Source organism: Stenotrophomonas sp. YJH_SMC_138, from assembly GCF_059369855.1.
Genome location: NZ_JCAFTB010000004.1, coordinates 133,890 through 152,236 on the forward strand (window position 1 = coordinate 133,890; position 18,347 = coordinate 152,236).

Below are 18,347 nucleotides of genomic sequence, written 5' to 3' on the forward strand. Positions count from 1 at the left end.
CAGGAACCCAGCTTTTGACGCTGCTGTTGAGGTTGCCGGCCAGCGGCCGGCACTACCGCGTGTGCAGGGTGCAACCCTGCAAAACAAACCTCACCCTACGCCAGCGTCGGTTGTGCAATCGTCCCCCGCGCACTACGATCCTGCGGTTCGCGCGCGCAGGCGCGCGCCCGTATTCCTGCTGAGCGCCCCGTGCGCCGCATCTGCCAACCCGAGGTATCCATGGTCATCAAACCGCGCGTCCGCGGCTTCATCTGCGTCACCACCCACCCGACCGGCTGCGAGGCCGCGGTCAAGCAGCAGATCGACTACATCCGCGCGCGCCCACCGATCCAGAACGGTCCCAAGCGGGTGCTGGTGATCGGTGCCTCGACCGGCTACGGCCTGGCCGCGCGCATCACCGCTGCCTTTGGCAGTGGCGCCGCCACCCTCGGCATCTTCTTCGAACGGCCGGGCAGCGAGACCAAGCCGGGCACGGCGGGCTGGTACAACTCGGCTGCGTTCCACAAGTACGCCGACGAAGCCGGCCTGTATGCCAAGAGCATCAACGGCGATGCCTTCTCCGATGAAGTGAAGGCGAAGACCATCGAAATGATCAAGGCCGATCTCGGCCAGGTCGACCAGGTTGTCTACAGCCTGGCGGCGCCGCGCCGCAAGCATCCGAAGACCGGCGAGATCATCAGCTCCTCGCTGAAGCCGATCGGCGAGCCGATCACCCTGCGTGGCCTGGATACCGACAAGGAAGTGCTGACCGAGACCCACCTGCAGCCGGCTACCCCGGAAGAGATCGCCGGTACCGTCGCGGTGATGGGCGGCGAAGACTGGCAGATGTGGATCGACGCGCTCGCCGATGCCGGCGTGCTGGCCAACGGCTGCACCACCACCGCCTTCACCTACGTGGGCGAAGAGATCACCCAGGCGATCTACTGGAATGGCTCGATCGGTGCGGCCAAGAAGGACCTGGACACCAAGGTGCTGGGCCTGCGCGAGAAGCTGGCCAAGATCGGTGGCGATGCACGCGTATCGGTGCTGAAGGCGGTGGTGACCCAGGCCAGCTCGGCCATTCCGACCATGCCGCTGTACCTGTCGCTGCTGTTCAAGGTGATGAAGGAAAAGGGCACCCACGAAGGCTGCATCGAACAGCTGGACGTGCTGTACGACATCCTCTACGGCGGCAAGGCCGACGGCGTGGCGATCGATCGCCTGCGCCACGACCTGGTCGATGGCGATGGCCGCACCGTTGCGCTGATCGATGAGGAAGGCCGCCTGCGCGCCGATTACAAGGAAATGGCCGCAGATGTGCAGGGCAGGGTGGTCGCGCTGTGGCCGCAGGTGACCAACGAGAACCTGTACGAGATCAGCGATCTGGCCGGCTACAAGGCCGACTTCCTGCGCCTGTTCGGCTTCGGCGTGGAGGGCGTGGACTACGAGGCCGACGTCAATCCGGACGTGAAGATCGAAAATCTGGTCGACATGACCTGATCAACGAAAAGGCCGGCGAACGCCGGCCTTCTCGTTTGTGTAGAGCCGAGCCATGCTCGGCTGCTCTTCGCTTGAGTCCCGCAGCCGAGCGTGGCTCGGCTCTACAGAGAGGCGTCACCCGAACTCGAAGCCCATCTCCGGCAGCGCCGGGCCGACGAAGTCGCCCTGCACGTAATCCACGCCGGCACTGAACAGCAGCGTCATCGAGTTGGCATCGCTGACGAACTCGGCAATGGTGCGGATACCCGCTTCCTGTGCGCGCGCGGTGATCTGGCTGATGCGGTCGATGTTCTCGCGCGTGGCGGCCAGGTCGCTGGTGAAGCCCCGGTCCAGCTTGAGGAACTGCGGCTGGAAGTGGGCCAGCAGCTGGAATGAATCCAGCCCCGAACCGAACTGCTCCAGGCCGATGCGGCAGCCCAGCGGCGCCACTTCGGCTAGGAACTGCTGCGCACTGCGCAGGTGGGTGAAAACCTTCGCTTCCGGCGCATGCAGCCATAGCCGTTCGCCGGGCACGCCCTGTGCCTGCAGTTCGCGGCGCAGCGTGGCGATCATCTGCGGGTCCTCGAACGATTCCGGCGTCACCTTCACCAGCACCTGGGTGGCGTTGCCCTCGCGTGCCCGCTGGCCGAGCACCGCGATGGCCTGCGAGACCACCCAGCGGTTGATGTCGGCCAACAGGCCGTGTTCCTCGGCGATGCCCAGGAACGCGGTCGGGCTCAGCAGCTCGCCATTGTTCTCCAGGCGCAGGTAGGCCTCGTACAGCTCCAGTGGCTCGCCCTGCAGGTTCAGCACCGGCTGGTAGTGCAGCTGGAAGCCGTCGCCGGCCAGCGCCTCGCGGATGCGCGCAACCCAGCGCTGTACGCGTTCTTCCTCGACACGGTCGGCGGCAGCCGGGTCGAAGATGCGGCAGGTGTTGCCCAGTTCGGCGGCGGCCTGGGTGCAGTCGCTGGCGCGCGCCAGCACCTGGCCGATGCTGGCGATCTTCTCGCCCACCTGCACGCCACCGATGCTGACCGTCACCGTGGCCGAGCGTGCGCCGATGCTGAAGACATGTGCGGCATAGGCTTCGCGGATGCGCTCGGCCAGCGCCACGGTCTGCGCGTAGGGCCCGGCCTGCAGCACGGCGAAATTGTGTTCGCCGAAGCGGGCCAGTTGCGCGTCCTCGCCGACCACCTCGGCCAGCAGGGCGGCGAGGGCACCGATCAGGATGTCGGCCGACGCCAGGCCGATATCCGGCAGCAGGCGCGCGTAGTGGTCAGGCTCGATCAGCAGCAGGCCGAACTGACCCTCGCTGCGCCCGGCCTGGGCCACCGCGCTTTCCAGCTGCAGCATGAAGGTCGGGCGATTGAGCAGGCCGGTGACCTGGTCGCGCTGGCGCAGGTCCTCGACCTCGCGTGCCAGCTCGGGGTCGAACTCCATGCGGCGGCGGAGCACCACCTGCAGGCAGGACTCGCCCTCGTAGGTGGCCGCGGCAAATTCCATCGTCGCCGGGAAGGAACTGCCGTCCTCGTGGCGCGCGTCGAGCTGGTACTGCGGCGGCGGCGCCTCGCCACGGCTGAGGCCTTTGAGCAGCTGTTTGAAGCCCTCCACGTGCTGGGCGGCGACCATGTCCAGCAGCGAAATGCCTTCGATGTCCTCGAAATGCTCGTAGCCGAACATCTCCAGATAGGCGTCGTTGGCGCGGATGTGCATGCCTTCATGCACATAGGCGATGGGGTCGCGCGAGGAGGCGATCAGCGCGTCGCAGCGGCGCTCGGTCTCGCGCATCTGCGCCTCGATCCGGCGCAGGCCGCGACGCGCCTGCAGGTCGACCCACTGGTCGCGGACCACGGCGAGCAGATGCTCGGGGCGCTGGCGCAGGGCGAGGGCGCGGATGCCATGGCTGCTGGCCTGCACCAGTTCGTCCTCGTCGATGCGCTCGGCCAGCAGCACCAGCGGGATGTCCTTGCCGCTGGCGGCGATGTGCTGGGCCGCCAGCTGCAGCGGGATGCCCTGCGAAGGCGAGGCCAGCACCAGGTCGATGGCCTGGCTGGCCAGCACCTGGGCCAGCTCGGCCGCATCCTGCGGGCGCCACGGGCGTACCGCGATGCCGCTGTTGCGCAGGGTGCTGACGATGGCTTCGGCATTCTCGCCGCTGTCATCGACGATCAGCAGGCGGATGGTGATGTCGTTCGCGTTCTGCATGCACTGCTCCCCAATCTGCGAATCTAGATACACGATGCGCGGCGAACCGTCCATGCGCGCACCCCTGGCGCGCGTCGAACGGCGAAGTGGTTCACACCACGCCGCCCGCTGCGTGGCCGCTGGCCCAGGCCCATTGGAAGTTGTAGCCGCCCAGCCAGCCGGTCACGTCCAGCACCTCGCCAACGAAGTGCAGGCCGGGCACGCGCTTGGATTCCATCGTCGAGGATGACACTTCGGCGGTGTCCACGCCGCCCAGGGTGACCTCGGCGGTGCGGTAGCCTTCGGTGCCGCTGGCCACCAGCGGGAATGCGCCCAGCAGCTGCGCGGCCTGGCGCAGCACCGGCTCGTCCAGCTGGCGCACGGGCCGGTTGGGCAGCCAGTGCTCGCACAGGCGTTGCGCCAGCCGCTTCGGCAGTACCTCGCCCAGCACCGTGCGCAGCTCGGCGGCCGGGCGGTCGCGCTTCATCTGGCGCAACCACTCGCCGGCATCCTGGCCCGGCAACAGGTCCAGCTCCAGCGCATCGCCGGGCTGCCAGAACGACGAAATCTGCAGGATGGCCGGGCCGCTTACGCCACGGTGGGTCAGCAGCATGAAGTTCTGGAAACTCTTTCCGTTGCAGCGCGCCTCGATCGGCAGTGCGACGCCGCTGAGGTCGGCCAGCCGCTCCTGGTGCTTGCCGCTGAGGGTCAACGGCACCAGCCCGGCGCGGGTCGGCAGTACCTGGTGGCCGAACTGGCGGGCCACCTCATAGCCAAAGCCGCTGGCCCCCATGCTGGGAATCGACAGGCCACCGGTGGCAACCACCAGCGAGGCGCAATGGAACCGGCCCTGGGTGGTGTGCACGCGGAAACCATCGCTGCCGTGCTCGATGCGCTGCACGCTGCAGTCGGTACGGATCTGTACGCCGGCCGCCTGGCACTCGTCCACCAGCATCTTCACGATCTGCTTGGACGAGATATCGCAGAACAGCTGCCCCAGTTCCTTTTCGTGATAGGCGATGCCGTGCTTGTGCACCAGCTCGATGAAATGCCAGGGCGTGTAGCGGGCCAGCGCCGACTTGCAGAAGTGCGGGTTGGCCGACAGGAAGTTGGCCGGGGTGGTGCCGGTGTTGGTGAAGTTGCAGCGGCCACCGCCGGACATCAGGATCTTCTTGCCGACCTTGTTGGCATGGTCGATCACCTGCACCTGGCGGCCGCGCTGGCCGGCAGTGATCGCGGTCATCAGCCCGGCTGCGCCGGCACCGATGACCACCACATCGCAACGGATGGTGCTCATGCCTTGGCGCGCTTGCGCCAGTCCGGGATCACGTCGAGCTGGATCTGGTCGTTGAGCAGCTGCACTTCGCCGTCCTGGATCAGCACGCTCCAACGCATGGCACGCTGGATCTGCTGGCCCCAGCGCTCGACGAATTCGCCGTCCAGATCGACCACCGAAAGATTGTCGAAGCGCGCCAGGCCCTTGCCCTGCTTGCTCCACCAGATCTCCGAGGCGTTGCCGCCGTAGTTGACCACCTGCACCTGGCGGCTGCGATTGCTGGCCTTGCGGATGCGCGATTCGTCCGGATGGCCCAGGTCGATCCACTGCAGGATGTCGCCGGTGTAGTCGTGTTCCCACAGATCGGGCTCGTCATCGGTACTCAGGCCGCGGCCGAACTCCAGGCGATCGCCGGCGTTCAGCGCGAAGGCGAGCAGGCGCACCATCAGGCGCTCGTCGGTCTCGGACGGATGCTGGGCCAGGGTCAGGTTGTGGGTCGCGTAGTAGCCGCGATCCATGTCGCTGATCTGCAGTTCGGCCTTGCGGATGGTGGCGGTAAGAGCCATGGGGGATCCGTGGACTAAAGAGGACAATGATAGAGGTTTGCTCCGGGGGTGTCCGTGGCCGGACTGTCTGCGCACCGTCAACGGTGGCACTCTTGCGCTCTTTCCCGTGGCCGGAGTGGACGCCATGAGCTTGCCCAGCCGGTTGCAGCTGCCGCCCGGCCCCTGGGCCACCCTGCTGGATGGCCTGTGTGCACGTTTTCCGCGCATCGCGCGCGCGCAATGGCAGGATCGCTTCGCGCGCGGCCGCGTGCTGGACGCACAGGGCAGGGCGCTCACTGCGGACATGCCCTGGCAGGTCGGGCTGGACATCCAGTACTTCCGCGAGGTGGCCGACGAACCGGTGATCCCCTTCACCGAAACCATCGTCCATCTGGATGCGCACCTGCTGGTGGCCGACAAGCCGCATTTCCTGCCGGTGACACCGGCGGGCGGGCATGTACGCGAGACGCTGCTGGCGCGGCTGGTCGCCCGCACCGGCAATGCCGATCTGGTGCCGCTGCACCGGCTGGATCGGCTGACGGCCGGGTTGGTGCTGTTCTCGACCCAGCGTGCGTCGCGCGATGCTTACCAGCGCCTGTTCCGTGAGCGGCGCATCGAAAAGACCTATGAGGCCTTGGCACCGGCGCTGCCGGGGCGGGAGTTTCCGCTGCAGCGGTACAGCCGCCTGGTGCCGGGCGAGCCGTTCTTCCGCATGGCCGAAGTGCGCGGCGAGGCCAATGCGCGCAGCCGGATCGAGCTGATCGAGGCCGAAGGGCCGATCTGGCGCTACCGGCTGCTGCCGGAAACCGGCCGCAAGCATCAGCTGCGCGTGCACATGGCCATGCTGGGGGCGCCGATCATGGGTGACGACCTGTACCCGCAGCTTCGCCAACGGGCACCGGACGTAGCCGAGGCGCCGCTGCAGCTGCTGGCGCGGGCCCTGGCTTTCGATGACCCGTTGAGTGGTGCACGACGGATGTTCAGCAGCGGCCGCAGCCTGAGCCTTCCGGCTTAGGGCGGCCAGGCGCTCAGCGGGCCGGGCGTCGCGCCAGCCAGCGGTCCAGCTCGGCGGCGAACAGCTGCCGGTCGCGGGGGCCCAGGGGCGGCGGTCCGCCGGTCTGGACCCCGGCGCCGCGCAGTTCCTCCATGAAATTGCGCATCGACAGTCGCTCGGCCATGTTGTTCGGTGTGTACAACTGGCCGCGCGGGTTCAGCGCGACGGCCTGCTTCTCCAGCACCAGCGCGGCCAGCGGGATGTCCTGGGTGACCACCAGGTCCCCCGCGGCGACCCGCTCGACGATGGCGCTGTCGGCCACGTCCAGCCCCTGCGGCACCTGGATCGAGCGCAGCCAGCGCGAGGGCGGGGTGCGGATCCACTGGTTGGCGACCAGGGTCAGTTCGATCCCGACCCGTTCAGCCGCACGGAACAGGATGTCGCGGATGACGGTGGGACAGGCGTCCGCATCCACCCAGATGCGGGGAGAGGCGTGTTCAGCGGGGGTTTCAGCTTCAGTCATTTACCCAGTGTAGGGTAGGAAAAACCTGAATGGGGACTCGGAGTTAGCCGCGAGAGGCTGCCAACCCTTGTCACGCCTAGCGGGTGACGTATTCCCATGAACGTCGGGGCTATCGCTTTTTGCAGAAAACACGCGTATCGTGCGACCCACTGTGTTTGCTAGGGTCACCGTGAATCGTGGCCTGGTGCAGTTGATCTCACGATCCGCTCATCGATCCGCTTTACCAACGCCTGCAACTCAGTCTCGGCCCCGATACCCGGTGGCTGCGATTTTTTTCAACATGTGTTTCAGGAGTTAGTAAAAATGTCTGAACGTCAGACCGGTACCGTCAAGTGGTTCAACGACGCCAAGGGCTTCGGCTTCATCACCCCGGAAAGCGGCCCGGACCTGTTCGTGCACTTCCGCGCGATCCAGGGCACCGGCTTCAAGACCCTGCAGGAAGGCCAGAAGGTTACCTTCATCGCCGTCCAGGGTCAGAAGGGCATGCAGGCTGACCAGGTGCAGGCGGTCTAATCCGTCTGCTACCGTTGGGTAGCCAGAACGCCGGAAGCGAAAGCTTCCGGCGTTTTTTATTGCCCGCCGTTTTTTTTGTAGAGTCGAGCCATGCTGGACTGCGCCCAAAGACAGTCGAGCATGGCTCGACTCTACAAAGGACATGCAGCCGGCGCGGTACGATGCGCGTCTCCCCAAGGGATCACCCCCATGCGCATCGTCCACCATCTGGAAAACTCCCGTTCGCTGCGCGTGCTGTGGATGCTGGAGGAGCTGGGGTTGGACTACGAACTGCGCCGCTATCCGCGCGATCCGAAGACGCTGCTGGCGCCGCCGGAACTGCGCAACGTGCATCCGCTCGGCAAGTCGCCGGTACTGCAGGATGGTGAGCTGGTACTGGCCGAGTCCGGCGCGATCCTCGACTACCTCGCTGACCGTTACGACACGCAACGCCAGCTGTCGCCGTCACCAATGCCGGCCGACGGGGCCGAACGCATCGCTTACCGCTACTGGCTGCACTACGCCGAAGGCTCGGCGATGCCACCGTTGCTGCTGACCCTGGTGATGGGCCGCATACGCAACGCGCCGATGCCGTTCTTCGCGCGCCCGATCGCACGCAGCATTGCCGACAAGGCCGAGCGCGGCTTCATCGGCCCGCAGCGGCGCCTGCACCTGGACTGGATGGAGCGCCGCCTGGCCGAAAGCCCGTGGTTTGCCGGCGAGCGTTTCAGTGCGGCCGACATCCAGATGAGCTTCCCGATCCAGGCCGCTGCCGCGCGCGGTGGTGGCCTGGACGACAAACCGGCACTGCGTGGCTTCCTCAAGCGTATCGGTGAACGCCCGGCCTACCAGCGTGCCGAGGCCCACGGCGGCCACCTGCAGGCGCTCGGCGGCAATTGAGGAGGGCGGCCGTCGCCCTCATCTCCAGCACCATGGATACCGACACTCCCCGTTTCGACAACCGCCTGCTGCACACCCTGCCGGGCGACCCCGAATCCGGCCCGCGCAGGCGCGAAGTGCTGGGCGCCGCCTGGTCGCCCGTGATGCCGACCCCGGTGACGGCGCCCACGCTGTTGGCCTGGGCGCCGGACGTCGCCGAAATGCTTGGCTTCGATACCGCTGAAGTCGAAAGCGAAGGTTTCGCGCAGGTATTCGGCGGCAATGCGCTGTACGCCGGCATGCAACCGTGGGCAGCCAACTACGGTGGCCATCAGTTTGGCCACTGGGCCGGCCAGCTCGGCGACGGGCGTGCGATTTCGCTGGGTGAGCTGGTTGCGCCGGATGGCCAGCACTGGGAGCTGCAGTTGAAGGGGGCCGGGCCAACGCCGTACTCGCGGGGGGCCGATGGACGGGCAGTGCTGCGCTCATCGATCCGCGAATTCCTGTGCAGCGAGGCGATGCATCACCTTGGCGTGCCGACTACGCGCGCGTTGTCACTGGTCGGCACCGGTGAGGACGTGGTGCGCGACATGTTCTATGACGGCCATCCGCGTGCCGAGCCAGGCGCCATCGTATGCCGGGTCTCGCCGTCGTTCCTGCGCTTCGGTTCGTTCGAACTGCCGGCCTCGCGCGGTGAAACCGCCCTGCTGCAGCAGCTGGTGGATGCCTGCATCGCCCGCGACTTCCCCGAACTGCAAGGGCAGGGCGAGGCGCTGTACGGCGACTGGTTCGCGCAGATCGCGGTGCGCACCGCCGAGATGATCGCGCACTGGATGCGTGTCGGCTTCGTGCACGGCGTGATGAACACCGACAACCTGTCCGTGCTCGGTGTGACGCTGGATTACGGCCCCTATGGCTGGGTCGAGGACTTCGATCCGGACTGGACGCCGAACACCACCGACGCCCAGGGGCGCCGCTACCGCTTCGGCACCCAGCCGCAGGTGGCGTACTGGAACCTGAGCCGATTGGCGCAGGCGCTGTCGCCGCTGTTCGCCGATGTCGCACCGCTGCAGGCAGGCCTGGCGGCTTACCAGTCCACGTTCGTGGCCTGCACGCGTCGCGATGCTGCAGCGAAGCTGGGGCTGGCTGCTGCCGACGATGATGACCTGCAGCTCTACCAGCGCTGGCAACAGCTGATGCAGGAGGGCGCAATGGACATGACCCTGGCTTGGCGCGCACTGATGCGCATCGACCCGGCGGCAGCAGATGCGACGGTTCTGGACGCGGTGTACTACGACGAGGCGCGGCGACAGGCAGTGCAGGCACCGCTGCAGCACTGGCTGCAGGACTACGCAGCGCGCCTGCGCCGCGATCCGCTGGCGGCCAGCGAACGCCAGGCGAAGATGGCAGCGGCCAACCCGCTGTACGTGCTGCGCAACTGGCTGGCCCAGGAAGCGATCGACCGCGCAGAGCAGGGGGATCTCGGCGGCGTCCATGCACTGCAGGACGTGCTGCGCGACCCGTACACCGAGCGTGCCGGCCTGGAACACTTCGCTGGCAAGCGCCCGGCGTGGGCCGACAATCGCGCCGGTTGCTCGATGCTGTCCTGCAGTTCCTGAGGGTGGGTTTCGGCAGGGCTGCGCCCTGCACCTGCGGAGGCCAGATCAACAGCCAGAGCAAAAGCGGATTCCGTGGTTTGGCGGGGCGGTGTCGGAGTGCGGGGACGCTGCAATTACGTCCCTGTAAGCTTGGCAGCCGCATCCATGCGGCTGACACCCCGCACTCCGACACCGCCCCACCTCCGACAGATTCCCGCGGCTGTGGGTAGGTGTCGACCTTGGTCGACACATCTGTCAGATATCGAATGAAATTCCGGGGTCAGATCCGTTTTCCTTCGTAAAACGGATCTGACCCCACGAGCTGCCCGACAGGTCGCAGGAAACTGTCGAAGGCGGGGTGGGTCCGGTTGCGGGGGCGTGAGCGCCATGGATGGCGCGACCGAGCCTACACGGACGTATTTACGGCGTCCCCCGCAACCGGACCCGCCCCGCCATCCCCCGGAATGCAGGCTGTTGCTGTTGCCGTTGCTGTTGAGGTTGCCGGCCAGCGGCCGGCACTACCGCAGGTGCCGGGCGCAGCCCGGCCGGACACCACCAGCAGGCAGGCGGCGCCCGGAACAGGTACCCTATGCCGCCATCAGATAGCCAATGTGACATGACCGACGCCATCGTCGCTCCGCAGTGGGCCTCCCGCCTGCGCGACATCGCCGACTTCCCCAAGCCCGGCATCCTGTTCAAGGACATCATGCCGCTGCTCGCCCATGGCGAGGATTTCCGCGGCGCGATCACCGCGATGGCCGACCGTTGGCGCGACCAGAAGCTGGACGCAGTGGTCGGCATCGAATCGCGTGGGTTCATCCTCGGTGCCGCGATGGCGCTGGAGCTGGGCGTCGGCTTCGTGCCGGTGCGCAAGCCGGGCAAGCTGCCGGGCCAGGTCCTGCGCGAGGAATACACGCTGGAATACCGCAGCGACTGCATCGAAGTGCATGCCGATGCGCTGCCGGCCGGCGCCCGCGTGGTGATCATCGACGACGTGCTGGCCACCGGCGGCACGCTGGTCGCTGCGCTGTCGCTGGTGCGCCGCCTGGGCGTTGAAGTGGTCGGCGCCGGTGTACTGGTCGAACTGGACGGCCTCGGAGGTCGCGCCCGCTGGGAATCGGACCTGCCGCTGCACACCGAACTGGTGTTCTGACCGAAGGGTGGGTGCCAACCAGGGTTGGCACCTGCCAGCGCGAATGGCCGGGAGCCGGTCGTTGCCAACCTTGGTTGGCAGCACTTTTCGCGACGGGTGCCATGGACGGGCCAACCAAGGTTGGCCGCTACCAGGCCAGATCGTTACCAACCGTAGTTGGCAACGCTGCTTCAATCACATCATCCGCACGCGGAAACGACGGCCCTTGATCTTGCCGGCTTCCAGCTTGGCCACGGCCTTGTTGGCCTGCTCACGCGCGATCGCCACATAGGAGCGGGTCGGGAAGATCGCGATCTTGCCGATGAACTTGCTCGACAGGCCGGCATCACCGGTCAGCGCACCGAGGATGTCGCCCGGGCGCAGCTTGTCGGTCTTGCCACCGTCGATGCGCAGCGTGCGCATCGCGGCCTGCGGCAGTTCGGCCGGGCGCGAGGTTGCCAGCGGCGTCTTCTGCCAGTCCAGCGGCTGCCCCATCTGCGCTTCGATGGCGTCGGCGCGGGTCTTCTCGCGGCCGGCCACCAGGCTGATCGCCAGGCCACTGGCACCGGCACGGCCGGTGCGGCCGACGCGGTGCTGGTAGCTTTCCACGTCGGTCGGCAGTTCGTAGTTGATCACTGCCGCCAGCTCTTCCACGTCTAGGCCGCGCGCGGCGACGTCGCTGGCGACCAGCACGTTGCAGCTGCGGTTGGCCAGCAGCAACAGCACTTCCTCGCGGTCGCGCTGCTCCATGTCGCCGTGCAGGGCCAGTGCGGAGAAGCCGAACTGCTGCAGCGAGTTGGCCACTTCGTCCACGTCCTTGCGGGTGTTGCAGAACACGACCGCCGATTCCGGCGTGTACTTCAGCAGCAGGCCGGCCAGCGCCTTCTGGCGATGCGCCGGTTCCACCTCGCAGAACAGGTGGCGGATGGCCGGTGCCTGGTCGGCGCCTTCCACGGTCACTTCCACCGCGTCGCGCAGCAGGTCACGCGCCATGGCGCGGATGTTGTCGGGGAAGGTGGCGGAGAACAGCAGGCTCTGGCGGTCCCTATGGGTGCGGCCGGCGATCTCGCGGATCGGCTCCTCGAAGCCCATGTCGAGCATGCGGTCGGCCTCGTCCAGCACCAGCGTGCGCACCGCGCCCAGGTTCAGCGCGCGCTTGCGTGCCAGCTCCTGCACGCGGCCGGGCGTGCCGACCACCACATGCGGATCGTGGCCTTCAAGCGAGGCCAGCTGCGGGCCCAGCGGCACGCCGCCCACCAGCAGCAACAGCTTCAGGTTGGGGATGCCGGTGGCCAGCTTGCGGATCTGCTTGCCGACCTGGTCGGCCAGTTCGCGGGTCGGGCACAGCACCAGCGCCTGCACGCGGATCAGGCTGGGGTCGATGGCCTGCAGCAGGCCCAGGCCGAAGGCGGCGGTCTTGCCGCTGCCGGTGGGTGCCTGTGCGATCACATCACGGCCATCGAGGATGGCCGGCAGGCTCTGCGCCTGCACGGGGGTGAGGGTGGTGTAGCCGAGGGCATCCAGGCCGGGCTGCAGGGCCGGGCTCAGCGGCAGGGTCGAGAAGTCAGTCATGGCGCATTGTACCTGCCTGCGCGACCGGTCCCGCCTGATCGGATGGGGTCGAATCCCTTTCCGCAGGAAAGGGCTCTGACCCCATCGGAGTCGTCATCCACGCAGGGCGTGAATACACCGGGGGGCATCCACGCATGGCGTGGATCTACGGGTGGATGCCGACCTGGGTCGGCACGCTCCTGCTCAGCCAAGCACCGCCAGTACACCCTGATGGATAGCCAGGCCACCGAACAGCAGCCAGGCGAACAGGATCAGCGCCAGCAGCAGCGGCTTCAGCCCGGCCTGGCGCAGCGCCGAGACGTGGGTGGTCAGGCCCAGCGCGGCCATCGCCATCGCCAGCAGCACGGTATCCAGCTGCACCAGCCCCGCCTGCAGGCCCGCCGGCAGCAGATGCAGCGAGTTGAACCCGGCCACCGCCACGAAACCAAAAGCGAACCACGGCACCACGATGCGCGCCTTGCTGCCGTCGGCGCTGGCCTTGCCGCCACGCGCCAGCCACAGCGACAGCGCGACCAGGAACGGCGCCAGCAGCATCACCCGCACCATCTTGGTGATCACCGCCGTGTCGGCCGCTGCTTCGTTGACCGCGCGGCCTGCCGCCACCACCTGTGCCACTTCATGCACCGTCGCACCGGTGAACAGGCCGTACTGCCGCGCGTCCATTGCCAGCCAGCCGTGCGACTGCACCAGTGCATACAACGCCGGGTAAAGGAACATCGCCAGCGTGCCGAACACCACCACCGTAGAGACCGCGACGGTGACCTGCGCAGCGCGGCCGCGCACCACCGGCTCGGCGGCCATCACCGCCGCCGCGCCGCAGATCGCGCTGCCGGCGCCGATCAGCATCGCCGCTTCGCGCTCCATCTTGAACACGCGCATGCCCAGCCAGCAGGCCAGCCCGAAGGTGCTGGCGACCACCAGCACGTCCATCAGCACGCCGGCCACGCCGACGTGGCCGATGTCCTGGAAGGTCAGGCGCAGGCCGTACAGCACGATGCCGGCGCGCAACAGCCAGTGCTTGGAGAAGCCGACACCGGCCGCGCTGCTCGGCGCCAGCCGCGGGTAAAGGGTGTTGCCGACCACGATGCCGGCGACGATGGCCACGGTCAGCGCGCTCAGGCCATGCGCCTGGAGCCAGGGAAGCTGGGCCAGGTACAGCGACGCCGCCGCGATCAGGCCCACCAGCAGCAGGCCGGGCAGGCGAGGCTGCCAGCGTTGGCGCAGGGCGGGCAGGGACCAGGAGGAGAGAGCGGTGGCGTTCATGGCGCGACAGGACTGGAGTGATGGGCCAAGCGTGCGCCTGTGTCACTGACCTGTAAAACGAATAATATGGGTGAAACCTACCTATAAAGCGGGTAAATTCGATGCGCCTGACCTTGCGCCAGCTGCAGGTCTTCGTCGCCATCGCCGACCATGGCACCACCACTGCCGCCGGCCAGGCCGTCGCGCTCTCGCAGTCGGCCAGCAGCGCCGCCCTGCAGGAGCTGGAGGCGCACTTCGGCACCCCGCTGTTCGACCGCATCGGCCGCCGCCTGGCGCTGAACGGGCACGGCCGCGCGCTGCTGGAGCCGGCGCGCACCTTGCTGGTCAACGCCGCCGATCTGGAGCGGCAGCTGGCCGCCGGCGGCGACCCGTCGCAGGGCGCACCGCTACGGCTGGTGCTGGCCGCCAGTACCACCATCGGCAACTACCTGCTGCCGCCACGCATCGCCGAACTGCTGCGGCAGGCGCCGCAGGCCGAGGTCGATCTGCGCATCGACAACAGTGCCGGCGTGGTCGCCGCGGTACAGCGCCTGGACGTCGACGCCGGCCTGATCGAAGGCCCGTGCCATGAGCGTGGCCTGCAGGTGACCGCCTGGCAGCAGGACCCACTGGTGATCGTGGCTGCCGCCGATGCCCGCGCACGCTGGTCGCTGGATGAACTGCGCCGCGCACGCTGGCTGCTGCGTGAGCCTGGCTCCGGCACCCGCGAAGCCGTGGAACAGGCCCTGCTGCCGCACCTGCGTGGCTTCGCGCAGACCCTGCAGCTGGGCAATACCGAAGCGATCAAGCAGGCCGCCATCGCCGGCCTCGGCCTGGCCTGCCTGTCGCGCCACGCGCTGGAAGAGCCGCTGGCCCTGGGCCGCCTGCGCGTGCTCGAGACTCCGCTGCCGGCCCTGCAGCGCACCCTGTGGCTGGTGCGCCACCCCGGCAAGCAATGGCTGCCGGGGTTGCAGGCGTTGCTGGGGGAGGTGGGGTAGCCATCAGATTTCCAGTCGATTCCATCCATCGACCCTTCTTGTAGCGCTCATCCACGCATGGCGTGGATCTACCGTGTCGACCAAGGTCGACACCCACCAGAGCAGAATGTAGTTCCGACAGATTGCAGGAATCTATCGAAGGCGGGATGGGTCCGGTTGCGGGGGTGTCCGCGGCATGGATGGCGCGGCCAAGCCCCCAGGGACGGGTTTACGGCGTCCCCCGCGACCGGACCCATCCCGCCATCCCACAGGAAACCAGCTTTTGACGTTGCCGTTGAGGTTGCCGGCCAGCGGCCGGCACTACCGCGGGTGCCGGGTGCAACCCGGCCGACGCCCCCAACCCGTACAATATCCGGATGCCTCTGATTACTCTGCAGAACGTCGACTTCAGCGTCGGCGGCCCGTTGTTGCTGGAAAAGGCCGAACTGTCGATCGAGCCGGGCGAACGCATCGCCCTGATCGGCCGCAACGGCGCCGGCAAATCCACCCTGCTCAAGCTGCTGTCCGGCGACCACAAGCCCGATGACGGCGAAGTCCGCGTGCAGCAGGGTGTGCGCGTCACCCGCCTGGAGCAGGAAGTGCCACACGGCGCCGCCGGCTCGGTGTTCGACGTCGTTGCCGATGGTCTCGGTGAACTGGGCCAGTGGCTGGCCGAGTTCCACCATCTCAGCCATGCCGAGGTCTTCGATGGTGAAGCCCTCGGCAATGTGCAGGCCAAGATCGACGCCGCCAACGGCTGGGGCCTGGACCAGCGCGTCAGCGAAACGCTGACCAAGCTCGACCTGGACGGCGATGCCGAATTCGGCCGCCTGTCCGGCGGCATGAAGCGCCGCGTGCTGCTGGCCCGTGCACTGGTCTCCAGCCCGGACGTGCTGCTGCTGGACGAACCGACCAACCACCTGGACATCGAAGCCATCGACTGGCTCGAAGCGTTCCTGAAGGGCTGGAGCGGCAGCGTGGTGTTCGTCACCCATGACCGCCGCTTCCTGCGTGCGCTGGCCACCCGCATCGTCGAGATCGACCGCGGCCAGGTGACCAGCTGGCCGGGCGACTGGGCCAACTACGAGCGCCGCCGCGAGGAACGCCTCAATGCGCAGGCGCAGGAAAATGCCCGCTTCGACAAGCTGCTGGCGCAGGAAGAAGTCTGGATCCGCCAAGGCATCAAGGCCCGTCGTACCCGCGACGAGGGCCGCGTGCGCCGCCTCAAGGCGATGCGCACCGAACGCTCGCAGCGCCGCGACCTCAGCGGTAACGTCAAGATGGAAGCCGCGCAGGGCGTCAGCTCCGGCAAGAAGGTCATCGACGTCAAGGACATTTCGTTCGCCTTCGGCGAGCGCACCATGGTCCGCGATTTCACCACCACCATCCTGCGTGGCGACCGCATCGGCCTGATCGGCCCCAACGGCAGCGGCAAGACCACGCTGCTGAAGCTGCTGCTGGGTGAACTGCAGCCGGCCAAGGGTGAGGTCAATGCGGGCACCAACCTGCAGATCGCCTATTTCGACCAGTACCGCGCGGTGCTGCGCGAAGACTGGAGCGCGATCGAGAACGTGGCCGAAGGCCGCGATTTCCTCGAGTTCAACGGCAAGCGCAAGCACGTGCATGCCTACCTGCAGGACTTCATGTTCACCCCCGAGCGCGCGCGTGCGCCGATCACCCGCCTGTCCGGTGGCGAGCGCAACCGCCTGCTGCTGGCCAAGCTGTTCGCGCAGCCGTCCAACCTGCTGGTGATGGACGAACCGACCAACGACCTCGACGTGGAAACCCTGGAGCTGCTGGAAGAGCTGCTGGGCGAGTACACCGGTACGCTGCTGCTGGTCAGCCACGACCGTGACTTCATCGACAACGTGGTGACCTCCACGCTGGTGATGGAAGGCGGCGGCGTGATCGGCGAGTACGTCGGTGGCTACAGCGACTGGCAGCGCTATGCGGCCAGCGTGGCTGCGCCTGCCGCGGCCCCGGCTGCCAAGCCGGCGACTGCTGCACCGGCCGCTGCTGCGGCCGCGACTCCCGCAGCCCCCAAGCGCAAGCTGGCGTACAAGGAAGCGCGCGAGCTGGAGCAGCTGCCAAAGACCATCGAGAAGCTGGAAGGCGATGTCGAAGGGCTGACCTCGGCGATGAACGACCCATCGTTCTACACCCGCAGCAGTGCTGAAGTGACGGCGCACACCCAGCAGCTGGCCAAGGTGCAGGCCGAACTGGATGCCGCTTACGCGCGCTGGGAAGAGCTGGAAGGCTGAGCGTTGACCGGCGCCAGCGATCGCGCCGATTGATGTAGAGCCGAGCCCACGCCCGGCTCAGCAGATCCACGCCATGCGTGGATATCCGGAATCTGTGCGGACCAACGGTCCGCACCTACCAACCAACGGTCCGCACCTACCAACCGACGGTCCGCACCGACCGGGGGGCCGGCCGTCATTTGACCCCGTGCAGATCCCGCAGCTGGCTCGGCCGGCTGCCGAAGTACGCCGCCAGATCGGCGATGTCCTGATCACTCAGGTCCTTCGCCTGCGGCGTCATCAGCGCATGCTGGCGGTCACCGGCGCGGTAGGCCTGCAGCGCGTGCGCCAGGTAGTCACCGTACTGCCCACCCAGCTTCGGATAGGTCGGATCGATCGGCGCATTGCCGTCGGCCCCATGGCAGTCGATGCAACTCTGGTTGGTGGCTTTGCCCTTCACCTTGGCGCGGGCCTCACCGGCGGCCTCGCGACCTGCCGGCAGGCCGGCGGAGGACGATGAACCGTGCTCGCCGCTGGCATGGCCCGGGTCGGCGGCCGATTTTTCGCTGTTTTCCACCTGCGACTGTGAGCAGGCGGCCAGCAGCAGGGCAACGGACAGGGCGATGGCGTGACGCATCGGATGCGCGGCTTTCGACATGGGCGGGCCTTACTTGACGGTGGACAGGTAAACAGAGAGATCGGCGATCTCCTGTTCGCTGAAACTCATCGACTGCGCCTGCATCGTCGGATGCCGGCGCTTGCCCTGGCGGTACTCGGTCAGGGCCTGGGCCAGGTACTGCTGGGTCTGGCCGCCGATCTTCGGCACCCGGTAACTGGGGTAGGCGTTCTTGTAGCCGGTGATCCCGTGGCAGCCCTGGCAGGTGTAGGCCAGGACGCGGCCATTGTCGAAGTTGCCGGTGGGTGCGGCGGGCGCTGGCGCAACGGCGGGAGCCGGGGCCGGGGCGGGTGTGGCAGGAGCAGGAGCGGGCTGTGCGGCGGCCCCAAGGGGCAGGAGGACGGCCAGAGCGAGACAAGCGGCGAGCGGCTGCGGGCGCATGGTGTCGTTTCCGGGGATTCGGGTCTGGTCGTTCCGGCGTGGGGTACGGAACGACCCGAGTATAGCCTCAGGTTTCATCTAGCTGAAATGGGGGCGCGCCGACCAGCGGCGTGAAGGCACCATGACCTTTGGGATATGGTGTTGCCGTGAAGTGGTGCATTACTTTGCTACCACACCT

General features: G+C 67.4%; 16 protein-coding genes. 8 read left to right on the forward strand and 8 right to left on the reverse strand.

The genetic code is table 11. The features are described 5' to 3' along the window. Positions 1 to 219: 219 nt before the first annotated feature. Positions 220 to 1,479, forward strand: coding sequence for an enoyl-ACP reductase FabV (gene fabV, locus AC5P7I_RS10960; RefSeq protein ID WP_041863324.1), 1,260 nt, complete (start codon positions 220 to 222; stop codon positions 1,477 to 1,479). Positions 1,480 to 1,593: 114 nt separating this feature from the next. Here the strand turns inward: fabV and AC5P7I_RS10965 are convergent, their stop codons facing one another. The 3 genes from AC5P7I_RS10965 to AC5P7I_RS10975 all read right to left on the reverse strand — a co-directional run bounded on the left by AC5P7I_RS10965 (position 1,594) and on the right by AC5P7I_RS10975 (position 5,484). Further along, positions 1,594 to 3,663 (reverse strand): EAL domain-containing response regulator, encoded by a 2,070-nt coding sequence (locus AC5P7I_RS10965; protein WP_197621109.1) that lies wholly within the window; start codon positions 3,661 to 3,663, stop codon positions 1,594 to 1,596. 91 nt (positions 3,664 to 3,754) lie between these two features. Further along, a complete protein-coding gene (locus AC5P7I_RS10970) occupies positions 3,755 to 4,939 on the reverse strand; it encodes a BaiN/RdsA family NAD(P)/FAD-dependent oxidoreductase (RefSeq protein WP_262087337.1) in 1,185 nt (394 codons plus the stop codon). Then, positions 4,936 to 5,484 carry a YaeQ family protein gene (locus AC5P7I_RS10975; RefSeq protein WP_032960464.1) on the reverse strand — a complete coding sequence of 183 codons (549 nt, stop codon included), beginning with the start codon at positions 5,482 to 5,484 and terminating at the stop codon, positions 4,936 to 4,938. Before AC5P7I_RS10975 ends, AC5P7I_RS10970 begins: the two co-directional genes overlap by 4 nt. Before the next feature lie 124 nt (positions 5,485 to 5,608). On the opposite strand from AC5P7I_RS10975, the gene AC5P7I_RS10980 reads away from it, so the two are divergent. After that, on the forward strand, positions 5,609 to 6,478 hold the full coding sequence (locus AC5P7I_RS10980) for a pseudouridine synthase (protein ID WP_262087339.1): 870 nt from the start codon (positions 5,609 to 5,611) through the stop codon (positions 6,476 to 6,478). A gap of 13 nt (positions 6,479 to 6,491) precedes the next feature. Here the strand turns inward: AC5P7I_RS10980 and AC5P7I_RS10985 are convergent, their stop codons facing one another. Then, the gene (locus tag AC5P7I_RS10985) at positions 6,492 to 6,980 is read right to left on the reverse strand and encodes a YaiI/YqxD family protein (protein ID WP_014646834.1); all 489 of its coding nucleotides are present in this window, start codon (positions 6,978 to 6,980) and stop codon (positions 6,492 to 6,494) included. A 303-nt stretch (positions 6,981 to 7,283) separates the two neighbouring features. On the opposite strand from AC5P7I_RS10985, the gene AC5P7I_RS10990 reads away from it, so the two are divergent. From AC5P7I_RS10990 to AC5P7I_RS11005, 4 genes are all read left to right on the forward strand, one after another. Next, complete coding sequence (locus tag AC5P7I_RS10990; RefSeq protein ID WP_005416210.1) at positions 7,284 to 7,493, forward strand: cold-shock protein; 210 nt, start codon at positions 7,284 to 7,286, stop codon at positions 7,491 to 7,493. Positions 7,494 to 7,682: 189 nt separating this feature from the next. Continuing rightward, positions 7,683 to 8,372, forward strand: a complete 690-nt coding sequence (locus AC5P7I_RS10995) for a glutathione S-transferase family protein (RefSeq protein WP_014646835.1) — start codon at positions 7,683 to 7,685, stop codon at positions 8,370 to 8,372. Between the two features lie 32 nt (positions 8,373 to 8,404). Continuing rightward, positions 8,405 to 9,970 carry a protein adenylyltransferase SelO gene (locus AC5P7I_RS11000; protein ID WP_134967155.1) on the forward strand — a complete coding sequence of 522 codons (1,566 nt, stop codon included), beginning with the start codon at positions 8,405 to 8,407 and terminating at the stop codon, positions 9,968 to 9,970. Between the two features lie 595 nt (positions 9,971 to 10,565). Next, positions 10,566 to 11,102, forward strand: a complete 537-nt coding sequence (locus AC5P7I_RS11005; protein WP_049405272.1) for an adenine phosphoribosyltransferase — start codon at positions 10,566 to 10,568, stop codon at positions 11,100 to 11,102. A 174-nt stretch (positions 11,103 to 11,276) separates the two neighbouring features. Here AC5P7I_RS11005 and dbpA read toward each other — a convergent pair whose 3' ends face one another. Together dbpA and AC5P7I_RS11015 are read right to left on the reverse strand one after the other, a co-directional pair. After that, positions 11,277 to 12,653 carry an ATP-dependent RNA helicase DbpA gene (gene dbpA, locus AC5P7I_RS11010; protein ID WP_262087343.1) on the reverse strand — a complete coding sequence of 459 codons (1,377 nt, stop codon included), beginning with the start codon at positions 12,651 to 12,653 and terminating at the stop codon, positions 11,277 to 11,279. A gap of 183 nt (positions 12,654 to 12,836) precedes the next feature. Next, positions 12,837 to 13,916 carry a YeiH family protein gene (locus tag AC5P7I_RS11015; protein ID WP_032960449.1) on the reverse strand — a complete coding sequence of 360 codons (1,080 nt, stop codon included), beginning with the start codon at positions 13,914 to 13,916 and terminating at the stop codon, positions 12,837 to 12,839. A gap of 101 nt (positions 13,917 to 14,017) precedes the next feature. Here AC5P7I_RS11015 and AC5P7I_RS11020 point away from each other — a divergent pair, with 101 nt between their 5' ends. Then, positions 14,018 to 14,893 carry a LysR substrate-binding domain-containing protein gene (locus AC5P7I_RS11020; RefSeq protein ID WP_014646840.1) on the forward strand — a complete coding sequence of 292 codons (876 nt, stop codon included), beginning with the start codon at positions 14,018 to 14,020 and terminating at the stop codon, positions 14,891 to 14,893. Between the two features lie 356 nt (positions 14,894 to 15,249). Then, complete coding sequence (locus AC5P7I_RS11025) at positions 15,250 to 17,133, forward strand: ATP-binding cassette domain-containing protein (RefSeq protein ID WP_262087346.1); 1,884 nt, start codon at positions 15,250 to 15,252, stop codon at positions 17,131 to 17,133. Between the two features lie 175 nt (positions 17,134 to 17,308). Here AC5P7I_RS11025 and AC5P7I_RS11030 read toward each other — a convergent pair whose 3' ends face one another. Beyond that, positions 17,309 to 17,770, reverse strand: coding sequence for a c-type cytochrome (locus AC5P7I_RS11030; RefSeq protein WP_005416218.1), 462 nt, complete (start codon positions 17,768 to 17,770; stop codon positions 17,309 to 17,311). A gap of 9 nt (positions 17,771 to 17,779) precedes the next feature. Next, complete coding sequence (locus AC5P7I_RS11035) at positions 17,780 to 18,169, reverse strand: c-type cytochrome (protein ID WP_014646842.1); 390 nt, start codon at positions 18,167 to 18,169, stop codon at positions 17,780 to 17,782. Positions 18,170 to 18,347 lie beyond the last annotated feature (178 nt).